We start from the raw sequence: 16,016 nt of genomic DNA on the forward strand, positions 1-16,016 counted from the left end.
TAAATGATATAAAGAATATATTTGTTTAACCAAAAAACTAAAGTTAAAATGAACATAATTGAATTATTTGAAAATGCTGGAATTTATAAAGCAAACATACAATCTTTCAGCGCTGAAGATATTGAAAAAGCAAGAAGACAGTTTGAAATTGAGCGATCTGGAAATACAAATGTACAGCCTGATTTAGGTAGCAATTTGGTTTTAGCAATTGAGAATTATGCCAATCAGCTGTTGTTTATTAGCAATAACCGAATATTATATAACTTCTTTTCTAAAAAGAATTATTCGCGAAACCGATTCATTACAGATCACCCGATTTCCTCTAGTAAAGAGGATGTTAGAGTTTTTATCGATAAATTTTTGTCTAAAGATCTAGATGCAATTTTAGAATATTATATATCAAATAACAGATTTGATAATATTGATGATTTATTTGAAGTTAAGGAATATTTGCCTGAAAGTTCGCTTGATAAATTAAGCAATAAGGTGTCGGAAAAATTAGATTATGCTATTCAAACGGTTAATGGAAATTTACAGCCAGCTGCTATAAGTGAGACAGTTGAGTTTTTAAAATACCGAAGTTTTTATATTTTGGTTTCTCATTTTAGATCTGCTGAAAAAGACGAAAAAATCAGAGCAGTTTATAACAAAGTGTACAATTTGCACAGTAATTCAGTTGTTAGACATGAATTGTTAAACCCAATGATTTCTTCTTTAATAAACTATAATGCGGTTGATTCTGATCTGAATAATTTATTCAGAAAAAACAAAAATCAACTTGATGCTGCACAGGAAAGAGTAGACAATGCCAGCAGTTCATCAGGCTTTTCAGGTTGGTCAATAGTCGTGATTATAATTGTAATTATTAGAGTAATTCTGCTAATAGCTAGGCTTGGAAGAGCTTAATAAACAGAATATTAAATAAGAAAAAAAGCCTAATAGATTTAGTTTCTATTAGGCTTTTTAATTTTGGCTTTATTTTTCAAATCCCAAAACGTTGCGAACTTTTTCTAAAACGCCATCTGCAACTACCGAAGCTTTTGCAGCGCCTTTTTTAAGAAGTGCATCAACCTCTTCAAGATTGTTGATATAATAATTATATTTTTCTCTTTCCGTTTTAAATTTTTCAGTAATCAATTCAAAAAGAGCTTGTTTTGCGTGTCCGTAACCATAATTTCCGCCTAAATAATTGGCTCTCATTTCAGCAATCTGAGTTTCATTTGCTAACAAAGAATAAATTGCGAAAGCGTTGCAGGTATCAGGATTTTTTGGTGCTTCAAGAGGTGTGCTATCAGTTTCGATGCTCATTACTTGTTTGCGAAGCGTTTTATCGTCAAGGAAAATGTTGATGATATTATTAGCAGATTTACTCATTTTTCCGCCGTTTGTTCCTGGAATCAACATGCTGTCTTCTTGAATTTTAGCTTCCGGAATTACAAAAGTTTCACCCATTTGATGATTAAATCGCGATGCAACATCACGCGTAATTTCTAAATGCTGAAGTTGATCTTTTCCAACTGGAACGAATTCAGCATCATATAACAAAATATCTGCCGCCATCAACATCGGATAAGTAAATAATCCGGCATTTACATCATCCAAACGATCTGATTTATCTTTGAAAGAATGTGCTAAAGTCAATCTTTGAAACGGAAAAAAACAGCTTAAATACCAAGTCAACTCAGCAGTTTGAGTAACATCTGATTGTCTGTAAAAAGTAACTTTATCAGGATTAAGCCCACATGCAAGCCAAGCTGCCGCTGTGCTATATGTATTTTCTCTTAATGTTTTGCCGTCTTTAATTTGTGTAATCGAATGTAAATCAGCGATAAACAAATAAGATTCATTTGCAGGATTATTCGATAATTCAATTGCCGGAATAATTGCTCCCAGTAAGTTTCCTAAATGCGGCGTTCCTGTACTCTGAACACCAGTAAGTATTTTTGCCATTATTTTTGTTTCTTAACCGCAAAGATTGCAAGTTTATTTTTTTAAACCGCAAAGTTCGCAAAGTTTTTCGCAAAGATGGCAAAGTTTATCAAAGGTTTAGCTGTTTTTTAAATTTATGAAGTGGAAAAAACGAAATATTCAAAATTTCTAAAGATCTGGAAAACCAAATTCATTTCTGTTTTCTTACTTTTGAAGTTATGAAAATATTAAAAATTACTTTTTGGATTCTTTGGCGCATTTGGTTTTATGTTTTAATGGCCATTCCGATATTGATTATGTTGCCGTTTTTACTGATTTCTATCATATCAGAACGTGGTTACCCCTATTTCTTTAAAATGGCCCGCATTTGGGCTAAATTTATCCTTTTCGGGATGGGTTTTTATTACAAAGTAAAGCGTGAGCAAAAGCTTATTAAAAATACAAGCTATATGATTGTCGCAAATCATACTTCTATGACAGATATTATGCTGATGTTGGCGATTATTAAAAACCCTTTTGTTTTTGTTGGAAAGAAAGAGTTGGTGAAGATTCCATTGTTTGGATTTTTCTATAAAAGAACTTGTATTTTGGTTGATAGAAATTCTTCAAAAAGTAAAAATGAGGTTTTCAAAAGAGCTCAAAACAGGCTTAATCAAGGACTTAGTATTTGTATTTTCCCCGAAGGCGGTGTTCCAGATGATGAAAGTATTTTGCTGGATGAATTTAAAGACGGCGCTTTCCGACTAGCAATAGAGCATCAAATCCCAATAGTTCCAATTGTTTTTGCTGATAATAAAGAACGCTTCTCGTATACTTTTTTAAGCGGTAGCCCAGGAAAAATGCGAGCTAAAATTCTCCCATTTGTTGAAACAAAAGGCGTAACAGGCGAGCATCGAAAAGAACTCAGAGAGCAAGTCCGACAATTGATATTTGACGCATTAGTTGAATTTCAGAAAAAAATTTCGAAAAAAACGATTTTAAAAACAGAACCCGATAATCCTTAAGCATCAGGATTATCGGGTTTTCTTTTGAACTAAAATAACCCCTTATTTATATTCAAAATCTTATCTGTGAATGATTTTTTCAGAAATAAATCGTAATACCTTTTTAAACTTCAATTTGGTTTTTCTTCGGTTTTTATTGTACAACACTTCTATTTTCTCTTTCATAATTTAAAAACATTAAGGATTGATAATAAAGAGTTTGGTTAAAACTCAAGTTGACGTCACAATTTAATAGAGAGTAAAAAATGAAAAAGGTTGCGTGAGATATGAAATTTTTTCTCCTAAAAGGAATAAAAACCCGTCAGTACCAAACAAACCGACGGATTTTTATTAAAAAACAAATCAACCAAATTCGTTCTAAAATTTTTTAAAAGGCATTTATGGCGATGCCAATTAAAATTTTATATCTACTTACTAGATGATATAATTTTGAAAAGGTTGCGTTGATTTTTGATTTTTTTTTAAAATAAAAAACCCAACAAGATTTTGCCTTGTTGGGTTATAATATATGAACCTGCAATTTACAGATTTTGAAAGGTTTAAGCGTTTGCTAATTCTTTCATATGTTCTTTAATTTTAGCTTCTAATTCATCAGCTAATTCCGGATTATCTTTAATTAAAGATTTAACAGCATCACGTCCCTGACCTAATTTTGTGTCGCCATAGCTAAACCAAGATCCTGCTTTTTTAACGATTTCAAATTCAACTGCAAGATCAAGAATTTCTCCGGTTTTTGAAACTCCTTCTCCGTACATAATGTCGAATTCGGCAGTTTTAAATGGCGGAGCCACTTTGTTTTTAACAATTTTAACTTTAGTTCTGTTTCCGATAACATTCTCACCATCTTTAATTTGTGAAGAACGACGAATATCTAAACGTACTGAAGCATAGAATTTTAATGCGTTACCACCGGTTGTAGTTTCAGGATTTCCAAACATTACACCGATTTTCTCTCTCAGCTGGTTGATAAAGAAAACAGTACAATTTGTTTTGCTAATTGTTCCCGTTAATTTTCTCAATGCCTGTGACATCAAACGTGCGTGAAGACCCATTTTTGAATCTCCCATTTCACCTTCAATTTCGCTTTTTGGAGTCAAAGCAGCAACAGAGTCAATTACAACAATGTCTATAGCTCCAGAACGAATTAGGTTTTCAGCAATTTCTAAAGCTTGCTCCCCATTATCTGGTTGAGAAATGATTAAATTTTCGATATCAACGCCTAATTTCTCAGCATAATTTCTATCAAAAGCATGCTCAGCATCTATAAAAGCAGCAATTCCGCCAGCTTTTTGAGCTTCGGCAATTGCATGTAAAGTTAATGTGGTCTTACCAGATGATTCTGGTCCGTAAATTTCAATGATTCTTCCTTTTGGGTATCCATTTACTCCAAGAGCTAAATCAACTCCAAGTGAGCCAGAAGAAATCGTTTCTACCTCCACAATGGCTCTGTCGCCCATTTTCATTACGGTTCCTTTTCCGTAAGTTTTGTCAAGTTTATCAAGCGTTAATTGTAACGCTTTTAATTTGGCTTCTTTGTCTGAACTCATATCTTTTTAAATTATCTTAATTGTTATTTTTTTTGCATTTAAAACATAAATCAAAAGTAAGAAATAACTTTCGTGTTGTTATTTAGCTGACTTGTAAATTGCAAAACTACTTCTTTTTTTTGGAGTTTGGTTGTCACAAATTGTTACAAATTGCTACAATTTTACTCTATAAATAATGCCTTTAATTCGGTCGCATCGGAAGGTTTCATTTTGCCTGCAAGCACTAAACTCAACTGTTTACGACGTAAAGCAGCATCAAAACGCTGGATTTCAAGTTCGGTTTCCGGAATAATTGCCGGAACTTCAACAGGTCTTCCAGTGTCATCAACAGCAACAAAAGTATAAATTGCTTCGTTGGCTTTTGTTCTGCTTCCAGATTCGCGGTCTTCTACCCAAACGTCAATGAAAACCTCCATTGAACTTTTGAAAGATCTTGAAACTTTTGCTTCAACAGTAACAACACTTCCTAGTGAAATTGCTCTGTTGAATGCCACGTGATTTACAGATGCCGTAACCACAATTCGGCGAGAATGTCTGCGCGCGGCAATACTTGCGGCACGGTCCATTCGGGCTAATAATTCGCCGCCAAAAAGATTGTTTAAAGGATTTGTTTCGCTCGGTAAAACTAAATCTGTTAAAATAGTTATGGATTCTGAAGGGTGTTTTGGATTCATTTTTTTATTGTAAAAATTATAAATAAAAAGCTGATTAATTCAGCCAGTAAACCGCCATTACAGCTGGGATAAAATAGATTACTATGGTTCTCGCGCCATCGTAATCTTTTGCTAATCTTTGTCCGAAAAGCATCATTAATAAACTGATGCAAGAGAAAATTGCACCGTAAAAACCAAATTCTCTGCCACTGTTTAATAAAAGCTGAATTGCTCCAACAACGGATAAAATTCCAGAAATTAATTCTAAAATTAAAAGATGCAATAATGCAAGCGGCACTTGATTTTTTAACGGCGTGTTGGCAAAATGACCTTTTAGCCATTCAACATTGTCTTTCCAATAAAATATTTTTTCATATCCTGATTGTAAGAATGTTAAAGCTAAAAAAGCCAGAATTAAGATAGAGGCAGGATTATTCATTTGAAGTCTATTTTTTATGAATTAAACGAGTAAGTTTTATTGATAAATCGGTTAAAATTATTTTTGCATTTCCGTTTCTTTCAATGTGATACATCGCATCTGAAAGTTCTTTGAAAATTTCATGAATATTATTTCCATTGACAAAAGGTGCAAAATTTTCGAGTTTGAATTTATCGACTTTCGGTTCAATGTAAACCAAACTTGGTGCCTGATAATTAAGCATTAATGCCTGACGAAACATTTCGATGCAAAACTGAATGAATTTTTTCTGGCTTTCGCGTCCAAGTCCGGCAATTTCTTCACTCCAGGAAATCAAATCCTGAATTGCTGCAGCATTTCCTTTAGCTCTAAATGCGGCACGAACCCAGTTTACAAACCATTGTTCGAATGGATATTCAGAATCATCTTCTTTCAATAAATGCATCGCTTTATTAAAATTTCCCTGAGCCTGATGCGCAATTTTTTTAGCTAAATTTTGATCAATATTTTCTCGTGAAACTAAAGTGTCGGCGATTACTTTTTCAGGAAGACCATTAAAGTGAATTACCTGACAACGAGAGCGAATGGTTTGAATAATATCTTCTTCATTTTCAGAAATCAGAATAAAAATAGTTTTATCTGAAGGTTCTTCAAGAAGTTTCAAAAGTTTGTTGGATGCAGCAATATTCATTTTATCGGCCATCCAGATTATCATGATTTTATAGCCACCTTCGTAGGATTTCAGCGAAAGCGATTTTAAAACTTCCTGTGCATCTTCGACTCTGATTTCTCCTTGCTTGTTTTGAACGCCCAGGATTTTATACCAGTCAAATAATCCTCCGTAAGGCATTTCCTGGATAAAAGTTCTCCAATCCTGAATGAAATCCAAACTTTTTGGTTTGGTTTTGACATCTTCGGTGGTAACAGTTGGGTAAATAAAATGCAAATCAGGATGGGAGATATTTTGAAATTTTAAATTGCAGGACTCGTTTCCGTTTTCATTTTCATTGCCTGTATTGTTGCACAAAATGTATTGCGCATAGGCTATAGCAGTTGATAATGTGCCGCTTCCTTCGGGCCCAATAAACAATTGTGCATGCGGAATTCGTCCTGAAGATGCACTTTTTATCAAGTGACTTTTGATATAATCCTGACCTAAAATTTGAGAAAATTGCATGAAGCAAAGATAGAAGAAAATGGTGGAGTCAAAAACTTTAGATTAAAAGATTATGGGTTGTCTTAAAATTGAAAAATTTGAGAAATTTTTTTTGAAAAAAAACGGAGATGTATAAGCATAATTTTGTTAATAAATTACTTCACGCGAGTAGATATGAAGACTTTTTTGTTAATATTTTTTTGCCAAAAACGATAAACGTAAGGAAATTTTAGCTATTTAATGTTAAAATCAACCACTTTTTTATAGGTAATGTCTTACGGTTTTGGTTTTAACAAATTTAACAAAACCCTCGTTAAAACGCAGATTTTCTCGACATACGACTGTTTTTTAAGTTTTTTTTAAGGATTTTTTTTGAAAAAAGAAATCAATAAAGTTGCAATTTAAGTTAAATTATATATTTTTGTTTGCATCAACAACCATTTATAAATAGAATCTATGAAAGGGAAAATTATTTTATTAAGTACACTTTTTTTCTTGACAACTGCAGCTGTTTCAGCGCAGGCAAAAAATGCTCCAAGAAGTATCATTAGTACAACAGCTCTTATCAGAAAATACCATGATCAAAAAGAATTGAGTGGTATGCAAAAAGGAGAACTTTTGGAATTATACATTGAGCGTATTAAAGTTTTAGTGAAAACTCTCCCTTACATTGCTTTGGTTACTAAACCAGGTGTTACTATGGCCGACTTAGGTATTCCTGACGATAGTGAACACAAAAAAGTATTAGACAACCAAGCGGTTGGTACTACAACTTTCCTGGATACTACGGTAGACTTCCAAAGAAAAATGATGCCTTATTCAGATAAAGGAAACTTGATCGCGGCAATTTTATTTTACGAAAGCACATTGAAATCATTACACGAGTTCAACGATTTGAACGAAATGTAATTAATAAAATATTTTTAAAACCTTTTTTGACTTGTTTACGTAGATGATTTAGATTTTCGAAAAACATTTTAAAAGAGCGATAAAAAATAACTCGTTCTCGATGTGTTCTGATTATTTCGGAAAAATCGAGATGAGTTTTTTCATTTACGCATACCCAAATTTATTATTAACCCTAATACCCCCTTATCATGAAAAAAATTACTCAAATGATCTGCGTTCTTTTGACAGTTACTAGTATGAGTGCTCAGCAAGAGAAAGGAATTATGGGCTACAACAATTGGTTAAATAACTGGACCGAATTTAAGCCTAACAAAGTAGAGTATGGAGAAGCAAACCAAATTTTAGCAGGAAATATTTCTGTTAACACTAAATTGCTGAAAAGGAATGTTTATGTTTTGCAAGGCAACGTTTATGTTACAAACAATGCAGTATTAACAATCGAACCAGGAACTTTAATTATTGGTGATTTCGAAACTAAAGGAACATTGGTAGTTACAAAAGGTGCACAACTTGTTGCAGATGGTTTAGAGACTGATCCAATCGTATTTACTTCAAACCGCAGCCAGAAAAAAGCTGGAGACTGGGGTGGAGTTGTACTTCTTGGCGATGCTCCAATCAACAAATTTGGAGGAGTTGGTTCTTACAACTTAGATCTAGATCCTACGCTTACTTCTTATGGTGGTGACAACGTAAACGGAAATTCAGGTATCTTGAGATTTGTTAGAATCGAATTTGCTGGAAAAAAAGTTAAAGGTGCAGATACTTTCAATGGTTTGACTGTTGCTGGTGTTGGAGCTAAAACGATACTAGAAAATGTAATGGTAAGCTACTCTGGAGGTGATTCATTTGCTTTCTTTGGAGGAGATTTAAACGCTACGAAACTAGTTTCTTACAAATCAATCAACGACGATTATAAATTTACTCAAGGTGTTCAATGTCGTTTATTTAATTCATTGGCAGTTAGATCATCTTACTTATCAAGTAACAAAGACGGATCTCGTTGTATGGAGGTAAAAACTTTCGAAAAGAAAAGCGAAACAGATTTTACTAAAAAACAAACATTTGTTGTTGCAACAAATATTACAATGTTAAATGATAGTGATAACATTAAAGCTGATATTCAGGCAGGTTTAGTAAAAGAGGCAGTTTATGTTGCTGAAACTGCTTCTCTTGAAATGAAGCGTAGTGTAATCTCTGGATTTAACCCGGCCGTTCTATTGGACAGCAAAACTGAGATTAATGATGCCAACCTTAAAAAAATCAAAATTGAAGAAATGTATCTTAACTTATGTAGCGGAAACATCTTTACAGAGTACAATTCTAACAATGAAGATTTAGAGGGCTGGTATGGAAACCCTGTGTTCTTTAATGTGATGTCACAAAGTGATAACAAAGAAACTTTCATTGATATCTACAATGCTAAAAAACCAGATTTCAGATTGCAATTAGGAAAAATTACAGCATCTAGCGGAAAATAGATAAGTTTCGATTTTTATTTCAAGAGCGTAAATTTTATTAATTAAGTCCCCAGACACAATTTATGTCAGTCTCGTGACCAAATAAAGATCAGAACATAATGGCCCCATCTATAAAAAAATATTTTATTTATATTATATTTTTGGTTTCGCCTGCAGTAGCAATAAATGCACAATGCAAGTCAGGAAACACTGTTTCTAATGACACAAAATGCATCGCAGCGGCGTGTAACAACAACCAAAAAACAGTAATAGCTGGTACATCAGTGATCAGCAAATTAGATAATTCTAATCAGTTAGCAGTAGAGCTATCCATCCCCAAGGATAGCTTTGCTATAGCTACTGATTGTAATGATCAGACAACTTCAGAATGCAAGGAAAACGCATCAATTACAGCTTCTTATTCTGTTCTTGCGAAGGACATTATTGAGAACTATAAATATGATTTTTCTGAAACATTCATAGATATTTTGTTTTTTGAAAATATAGACTTAGCAAGAACTAGAACTATATGATTCAGAAAACTACGCTATCTGTAATCCGATTTATTCTTTTTTTTAGTATTTTTTTATGTACTAAAACAAATAGCTATGCCCAGACAATAGTGCCTCAGCAACTTGGATATCCAAGAATTTGTGCTGGGCTTATTGTCGATGGGAAGCCTTTTAATGAGTATAACGCGACTTTCAGCTATGTAGATTTCCCTGCTGGTACTACTTTCGAAGTAGAACTTTCAGATGACTTAGGAAATTTTACTACACCAACTGCAACTACAAAAATTTCAATTACCGATAATGCAGCTTTACAGCAACAAACTATAAAGTTTGCGGTTCCAACAAATTTGAAGGGATCTGATACGTATAGCATGCGCATTAAAAGTAATACTGCAACGCCTGTTTATAGTTTAAGATTTAGAAATTCTCAAGCTGTAACAAGTTTCCCTATTTATTACAGAACTTATGTAGAATCCTTTTTTATCAATGATAAACTGGCAACTGCAACTTATTGTACAGGCGGAAGTTTAAGCCTTTCTATTTATAATCCTACACCAGCAGATATACCATCATCTCCTGCAAACTATTCAAATCTTAAATATAAATGGTTTAAAGATGATGTTGCAATTGCAGGACAAAGTGGTAAAACGTTATTGGTAAATGCTCCAGGTGTTTATTATGCACAAATTGATTACGGAGGCTGTAATGATGAAAACTTTAGCTCAAACAGAGTTACTGTAACTTCATCAACATCGGGATCATCTGTAACTGTAGATTCAAGCTTAGGAAATCCATTTTGTTCAAGCGGAACAGGTACAACTTTAACAGCAACAGCTGGTAATAAATACCAATGGAAAAAAAACGGTGCAGTAATTACCGGAGCCACAAATCGCAGTTATACTACAAATGAAGCTGCAGTTTATACTGTTGACGTTGATTTTGGAGGATGTACAGCTACAGGAACAATCGATTTAAAAGGAAATAATTTTACAGCTTCATTAAATGTCCCAGCGGCGAACGTTATTGCTCCAAACGAAACTTTAAGCGTTACTGTGACTACAAATGCGGTTAATCCAACTTTCCAATGGTTTCTTGGAAATAATGTGATTTCAGGCGCTAATACCAACACTTATGTGGTGTCTGCACGTGGAAATTACAAAGTAAAAGTAAGTCAGGCAGCAGGATGTGTTGTTGAACAAGAATTACCTTTTACAGTAAGCTACGATGGTAACCCGGTTACTTCTGTAGAAAAGATTGCAAATATTATAAGCTTGAGCAGTTATCCGTATGATGTATGGGATATTCCGAGTGAATACAAAAACCCAGAAACTAGTGTTAAAATAATTAGTTCAAACGGAGACATGGTTCTTGATGTTGTCAACTATCAAGGCGATTGGCCCCCGTCTGGATCAATTGATATTAAAAATGTAAATCCAGTATATTACTATGTCATTCAATCCGGGACAGGTGAAAGAAAAGGATCAATAACCCTGATAAAATAAGATGAAGAAAATCCTACTATTCATAACTTTATTTTACGGTTTATCAAATGTACTCTATGCTCAAGATACCAAATCTGAGGATGGAGTTGTTTCGTTTTCTTTACCTATCAGAAATTCTTTAAAGTTTAATAGATACATAATTAATCCAACGTTCAGTTTTGTACGTGAATCAAATCCGTATGTAAGTTTTTATAATAAAAGACAATGGGTTTCATTTGACGATGCTCCAAATACTTATTTATTTGGTTATTCTGGCCGTTTTAGAGAGAATGAAGCTTTTGCTTTTGGATTATTTCAACAAAATTATGGTGTTTTTACAGTCTTTGGAGGAGTAGCCAACTTTGCTCATAATATCGTTTTGCAAGAAGACAGCAATTTGACATTTGGACTTAATGTGGGTGCCTACCAAAGTGGTTTAAACAAAGGTAAAATTGTTACAAATGATCCAAATCTTCCAATTGATAACATTCAGTCAAATACATTACTTACCGTAAATCCGGGTATTAACTACGGTACAGCATTTCTAGATTTTGGGTTATCGATCAACAATTTGGTTCTTTACAATTTTGGTTCAGGAATGGTAAAGGAAGATCCGGAAAGAGCAATCGAATTGCATGGAATGTACACAGGCTATATCGACAGCTACGGATTTTTCGACAGAAGTAAATTTTCAGGAATTGTAAAAACAGAGATTAAAAAAGATAAAACTGTTTTATCTGGGTTAGCCATGCTAACGATTCCACAAGGAGTTTGGGCTCAAGCTGGATATAATACTTTATATGGTGTTTCGGCAGGTTTAGGTGTAAATATCTCGCCTAGTATCGCGATTGAATATAATTATGAAAGAGGTTTTGGCAATTTTACAAATTTAGGAGGTTCTCACGAATTTGCAATTGCTTATAAATTCAAAAGCAGAAATTACTATTACGGTGATGATGATGAAGGTTCACTTATTGATCCTTCAAAACCAAAACCTGTAATGGCTAAAAAAACAACATCGGCTCCGGTTACAAGAGTAGATGGTGCTGAAAAAGCAAGATTGGCTGCTGAAGCAAAAGCAATTGCTGATGCAGAAGCGAAACAAGCAAGACTTGCTGCTGCTGAAAAAGTGAAGGCTGACGCCGAAGCTGCAGCAAAAGCAAAATTAGAAGCAGATAATAAAGCAAAAGCCGATGCAGAAGCATTGAAAATAAAACTTGCTGCAGATGCAAAAGCTAAAGCAGATGCTGCAGCTGCAACAAGAACACAAACTGCAACTGCAAACAGAGCGGTTGCTGCAACACAAAAAACACAAGCGCAACTGGCAGCAGATAAAGCCAGAGCAGATGCAGAGGAACGCAGATTGAAATTGGTTGCTGATAACAAAGCCAGAGTAGATGCTGCCGCTGCAGCAAGAGCTCAAGCTGCTGCAAACAAACCAGCAGCAGTAGCAGCAAAAACACCGGCACAGTTAGCTGCTGATAAAGCGAAAGCTGATGCAGAGGCAATGAAATTAAAACTAGCTGCTGAAGCGAAAGCAAAAGCCGATGCTGAAGCTGCAAAAGCTAAAGCGACTGGAGCACCTCAAAAAACACAAGCAGAATTAGCTGCAGACAAAGCTAAAGCCGATGCCGAAACTGCTGCTAAAGCAAAATTAGCTGCTGATGCAAAAGCGAAAGCAGATGCGGAAGCATTGAAAGTTAAATTAGCTGCCGATGCAAAAGCAAAAGCAGATGCTGCTGAAGCGAAGAGAAAAGCTGATGCAAAAGCAAAAGCTGAGGCTGCCGATTTACAATCAATTTTAGCTGCTGATGCAAAAGCAAAAGCAGATTCAGATGCTTATCAGGCTAGATTAGCGGCTGAAGCAAAAGCTAAAGCAGCTTCTGAAGCTAAAACGAAAGCTGCAATTGATGCTGCAAACAAAGCGAAAGCTGCCGTAGCATTGAAAGAAAAAGCTGCCGCAGATGCTGCCTTAAAAGAAAAATTAGCTGCTGACGCAAAAGCAAAAGCAGACGCAGAGGCGAGACAAGCATTAATTGCTGCTGAAGCAAAAGCGAAAGCTGATGCAGAAGCATTGAAAATAAAACAAGCTGCTGACGCTAAAGAGAAAGTAGAAGAAGATGCAAGACAAGCGAAATTAGCTGCTGATGCAAAAGCAAAAGCGGATGCAGAGGCAATTCAGGCGAAACTAGCTGCTGATGCGAAAGCAAAAGCTGACGCAGAGGCATTACAAGCAAAATTAGCTGCAGATGCAAAAGCAAAAGCGGATGCAGAAGCGTTACAAGCTAAATTAGCTGCTGATGCAAAAGCAAAAGCAGATATGGAAGCTTTACAAGCAAAATTAATTGCTGACGCAAGAGTAAAAGCAGATGCTGAAGCTACGGCAAAAGCAAAAGCCGATGCAGAAGCAAAAAAATTACAAGAAGCAGAAGAAGCTCGTCAGGCGAAATTAGCTGCTGATGCGAAAGCAAAAGCGGATGCTGAAGCTCTTAAAGCGAAACAAGTTGCTGATGCAAAAGAGAAGGCTGATGAAGAAGCTCGTCAAGCAAAATTAGCTGCTGACGCAAAAGCAAAAGCTGATGCAGAAGCATTACAAGCTAAATTAGTTGCTGATGCAAAAGCAAAAGCCGATGCTGAAGCACTTAAGATAAAACAAGCTGCTGAAGAGAAAGCAAAAGTGGAAGAAGAAGCTCGTCAAGCAAAATTAGCTGCTGACGCAAAAGCAAAAGCTGATGCAGAAGCTTTACAAGCAAAACTTGCTGCTGATGCAAAAGCAAAAGCAGATATGGAAGCTTTACAAGCAAAATTAATTGCTGATGCAAAAGTAAAAGCAGATGCTGAAGCAACCGCAAAAAAATTACAAGAAGCTGAAGAAGCTCGTTTGGCAAAATTAGAAGCAGATAATAAGGCGAAAGCTGATGCTGAAGCATTGAAAGTAAAACTAGCTGCTGATGCAAAAGCCAAAGCTGATGCAGAAGCTTTACAAGCAAAACTTGCTGCAGATGCAAAAGCGAAAGCAGATGCAGAGGCATTACAAGCGAAATTAGCTGCCGATGCAAAAGCGAAAGCGGATGCCGAAGCATTAAAAGTAAAACTTGCTGCAGATGCGAAAGCAAAAGCTGATGCTGAAGCTTTAGTAGCAAAACAAGCTGCTGAAGAGAAAGCAAAAGTGGATGAAGAAGCTCGTCAGGCAAAACTAGCTGCTGACGCAAAAGCGAAAGCTGATGCCGAAGCATTAAAAGTAAAACTAGCTGCTGATGCAAAAGCCAAAGCAGATGCTGAAGCTTTACAAGCAAAACTTGCTGCAGATGCAAAAGCAAAAGCTGATGCAGAGGCATTACAAGTGAAATTAGCTGCTGATGCAAAAGCGAAAGCGGATGCCGAAGCATTAAAAGTAAAACTTGCTGCTGATGCAAAAGCCAAAGCAGATGCTGAAGCTTTACAAGCAAAACAAGCAGCTGACGCAAAAGCTAAAGCAGATGAAGAAGCTCGTCAGGCAAAATTAGCTGCTGACGCAAAAGCAAAAGCGGATGCAGAAGCATTAAAAGTTAAACTAGCTGCAGATGCAAAAGCAAAAGCGGATGCAGAAGCTTTACAAGCAAAATTAGCTGCAGATGCAAAAGCCAAAGCTGATGCAGAAGCATTACAAGCGAAACTAGCTGCAGATGCAAAAGCGAAAGCGGATGCAGAAGCATTAAAAGTAAAACTAGCTGCTGATGCTAAAGCTAAAGCAGATGCAGAAGCGCTTCAAGCGAAACTTGCTGCTGATGCTAAAGCCAAAGCAGACGCAGAAGCATTACAGGCGAAACTTGCTGCTGATGCTAAAGCAAAAGCCGATGCAGAAGCATTACAAGCAAAATTAGCTGCTGACGCAAAAGCAAAAGCAGACGCAGAAGCGTTACAGGCAAAACAAGCTGAAGAAGCGGAATTAAGAGCTAAACAAGCGGCGGATGCAGCAGCAAAAGCGGCAGAAGCTCAAAAAGATGAAACAGCAAAAGCTATTGATAATTTAACGCAATCATTAGATGCGTCAAATAAAAATCAAACTGATTTATTGGCTCAGTTTAATGCTACAGTTGCAAATAAACAAAAAGACCTGAATGATTTAAGAGAGGAAAATGACTTAAGTGAAAAAGGAATTTACAAAGAACCGAAACCATTCAAAAGTGTTGCAGCAGAGAACAGCCAGTTAGAAGCTTTGAAAACAAATATTGCTGAGGCAAACAGAATTCAAAAAGATGAGATTGCCAAGTTGACGAATTTATATAACGAAAGACTTAAAAAAGTTCCGAATAAAAATGACGCTTTAAACAGAGCTTATCTAGAAAAGATAAATCAGTTGAAAGCAGCACAATTGAAAATGGAACAAGATAGTGCAGCTTTACTTGCGAATTTAGAGCGTATTAAAGCAGAAACTGAAATCGAGAAAAAACGTAGAATTAAGCGTGCAGCTTATGAAAACGATCAAGGAAGATATAATCAGGATCTGGCAGCTCTTAAACGTATTAAGGAAACTACTAAAGTTAGCAGTACGCCTTTAACAGCAAGTGATTTTGATTTTGGTGAAGACCAATCAAATATGCAGATCATCAAGAATATTAAAAATTCTGATAGTGGTTATTATATGATTGTTGCAGTTCATAGCAGTGTTGAAAAAAGAGATGAATTCTTAACCAAAGCAGTTGCTGCAGGACGTTCAGACATTAATTTCTTCTATAATATAGCAACAAGTAAATATTACATCTATTACGAGAAATATGAGGGATTACAAGAAGCGACTAAAGCATTAGAAGCTAAAGGAAATAAACCTTATAACGGAAAAATGGCCATCGTAAAAGTGGAGAATTAATAATAGACAATAAGAGTTAAGCACCTTATTTTTTTAAGGTGCTCGTTAAAAATAAATAGTTTAAAGCGGCCAAAATTTTAATCGCTAATGCCCCTTAGAGA

12 protein-coding genes are annotated in these 16,016 nt (G+C 35.3%); 7 read left to right on the forward strand and 5 right to left on the reverse strand.

The window, feature by feature from the left end; genetic code table 11:
* The first annotated feature begins 48 nt into the window (after positions 1-48).
* Positions 49-906 carry a hypothetical protein gene (locus GQ47_RS07270; RefSeq protein ID WP_035646746.1) on the forward strand — a complete coding sequence of 286 codons (858 nt, stop codon included), beginning with the start codon at positions 49-51 and terminating at the stop codon, positions 904-906.
* Positions 907-975: 69 nt separating this feature from the next.
* On the opposite strand, the gene trpS is transcribed toward GQ47_RS07270, so the two are convergent.
* Positions 976-1,950 carry a tryptophan--tRNA ligase gene (trpS, locus tag GQ47_RS07275; RefSeq protein WP_035646749.1) on the reverse strand — a complete coding sequence of 325 codons (975 nt, stop codon included), beginning with the start codon at positions 1,948-1,950 and terminating at the stop codon, positions 976-978.
* A 197-nt stretch (positions 1,951-2,147) separates the two neighbouring features.
* Between trpS and GQ47_RS07280 the strand changes: the two genes are divergently transcribed.
* Entirely contained in the window at positions 2,148-2,933 is a 786-nt protein-coding gene (locus tag GQ47_RS07280) for a lysophospholipid acyltransferase family protein (RefSeq protein ID WP_035646751.1), read from the forward strand.
* A 539-nt stretch (positions 2,934-3,472) separates the two neighbouring features.
* Here GQ47_RS07280 and recA read toward each other — a convergent pair.
* From recA to GQ47_RS07300, 4 genes are all read right to left on the reverse strand, one after another.
* Positions 3,473-4,480, reverse strand: a complete 1,008-nt coding sequence (recA, locus tag GQ47_RS07285) for a recombinase RecA (RefSeq protein WP_035646753.1) — start codon at positions 4,478-4,480, stop codon at positions 3,473-3,475.
* Positions 4,481-4,641: 161 nt separating this feature from the next.
* Complete coding sequence (locus GQ47_RS07290; RefSeq protein ID WP_035646756.1) at positions 4,642-5,154, reverse strand: acyl-CoA thioesterase; 513 nt, start codon at positions 5,152-5,154, stop codon at positions 4,642-4,644.
* A gap of 34 nt (positions 5,155-5,188) precedes the next feature.
* The gene (locus GQ47_RS07295; RefSeq protein ID WP_035646758.1) at positions 5,189-5,572 is read right to left on the reverse strand and encodes a hypothetical protein; all 384 of its coding nucleotides are present in this window, start codon (positions 5,570-5,572) and stop codon (positions 5,189-5,191) included.
* A gap of 7 nt (positions 5,573-5,579) precedes the next feature.
* Complete coding sequence (locus GQ47_RS07300) at positions 5,580-6,728, reverse strand: DNA polymerase III subunit (RefSeq protein WP_035646761.1); 1,149 nt, start codon at positions 6,726-6,728, stop codon at positions 5,580-5,582.
* A 435-nt stretch (positions 6,729-7,163) separates the two neighbouring features.
* Between GQ47_RS07300 and GQ47_RS07305 the strand changes: the two genes are divergently transcribed.
* The 5 genes from GQ47_RS07305 (at position 7,164) to GQ47_RS07325 (ending at position 15,915) form a co-directional block, all read left to right on the forward strand.
* Positions 7,164-7,616 (forward strand): hypothetical protein, encoded by a 453-nt coding sequence (locus GQ47_RS07305; RefSeq protein WP_026727351.1) that lies wholly within the window; start codon positions 7,164-7,166, stop codon positions 7,614-7,616.
* A gap of 188 nt (positions 7,617-7,804) precedes the next feature.
* Complete coding sequence (locus GQ47_RS07310; protein ID WP_035646763.1) at positions 7,805-9,094, forward strand: hypothetical protein; 1,290 nt, start codon at positions 7,805-7,807, stop codon at positions 9,092-9,094.
* A 98-nt stretch (positions 9,095-9,192) separates the two neighbouring features.
* Positions 9,193-9,606: a hypothetical protein gene (locus GQ47_RS07315; protein WP_035646764.1), complete on the forward strand. Its 414-nt coding sequence runs from the start codon at positions 9,193-9,195 to the stop codon at positions 9,604-9,606.
* Positions 9,603-11,087, forward strand: a complete 1,485-nt coding sequence (gene sprC / locus GQ47_RS07320; RefSeq protein ID WP_035646766.1) for a gliding motility protein SprC — start codon at positions 9,603-9,605, stop codon at positions 11,085-11,087. The genes GQ47_RS07315 and sprC overlap by 4 nt, the downstream gene beginning before the upstream one ends.
* 1 nt (position 11,088) lies before the next feature.
* Positions 11,089-15,915, forward strand: coding sequence for a PorP/SprF family type IX secretion system membrane protein (locus tag GQ47_RS07325; RefSeq protein ID WP_035646768.1), 4,827 nt, complete (start codon positions 11,089-11,091; stop codon positions 15,913-15,915).
* The last annotated feature ends 101 nt before the right edge of the window (positions 15,916-16,016 follow it).

The sequence above is a fragment of the Flavobacterium sp. ASV13 genome, from assembly GCF_000745775.1.
Lineage (GTDB): Bacteria > Bacteroidota > Bacteroidia > Flavobacteriales > Flavobacteriaceae > Flavobacterium.

Coding starts and splice junctions, on each gene's coding strand:
- GQ47_RS07270 (WP_035646746.1), top strand. CDS start 49: ATGAACATAATTGAATTATTTGAAAATGCTGGAATTTATAAAGCAAAC.
- trpS (WP_035646749.1), bottom strand. CDS start 1,950: ATGGCAAAAATACTTACTGGTGTTCAGAGTACAGGAACGCCGCATTTA.
- GQ47_RS07280 (WP_035646751.1), top strand. CDS start 2,148: ATGAAAATATTAAAAATTACTTTTTGGATTCTTTGGCGCATTTGGTTT.
- recA (WP_035646753.1), bottom strand. CDS start 4,480: ATGAGTTCAGACAAAGAAGCCAAATTAAAAGCGTTACAATTAACGCTT.
- GQ47_RS07290 (WP_035646756.1), bottom strand. CDS start 5,154: ATGAATCCAAAACACCCTTCAGAATCCATAACTATTTTAACAGATTTA.
- GQ47_RS07295 (WP_035646758.1), bottom strand. CDS start 5,572: ATGAATAATCCTGCCTCTATCTTAATTCTGGCTTTTTTAGCTTTAACA.
- GQ47_RS07300 (WP_035646761.1), bottom strand. CDS start 6,728: ATGCAATTTTCTCAAATTTTAGGTCAGGATTATATCAAAAGTCACTTG.
- GQ47_RS07305 (WP_026727351.1), top strand. CDS start 7,164: ATGAAAGGGAAAATTATTTTATTAAGTACACTTTTTTTCTTGACAACT.
- GQ47_RS07310 (WP_035646763.1), top strand. CDS start 7,805: ATGAAAAAAATTACTCAAATGATCTGCGTTCTTTTGACAGTTACTAGT.
- GQ47_RS07315 (WP_035646764.1), top strand. CDS start 9,193: ATGGCCCCATCTATAAAAAAATATTTTATTTATATTATATTTTTGGTT.
- sprC (WP_035646766.1), top strand. CDS start 9,603: ATGATTCAGAAAACTACGCTATCTGTAATCCGATTTATTCTTTTTTTT.
- GQ47_RS07325 (WP_035646768.1), top strand. CDS start 11,089: ATGAAGAAAATCCTACTATTCATAACTTTATTTTACGGTTTATCAAAT.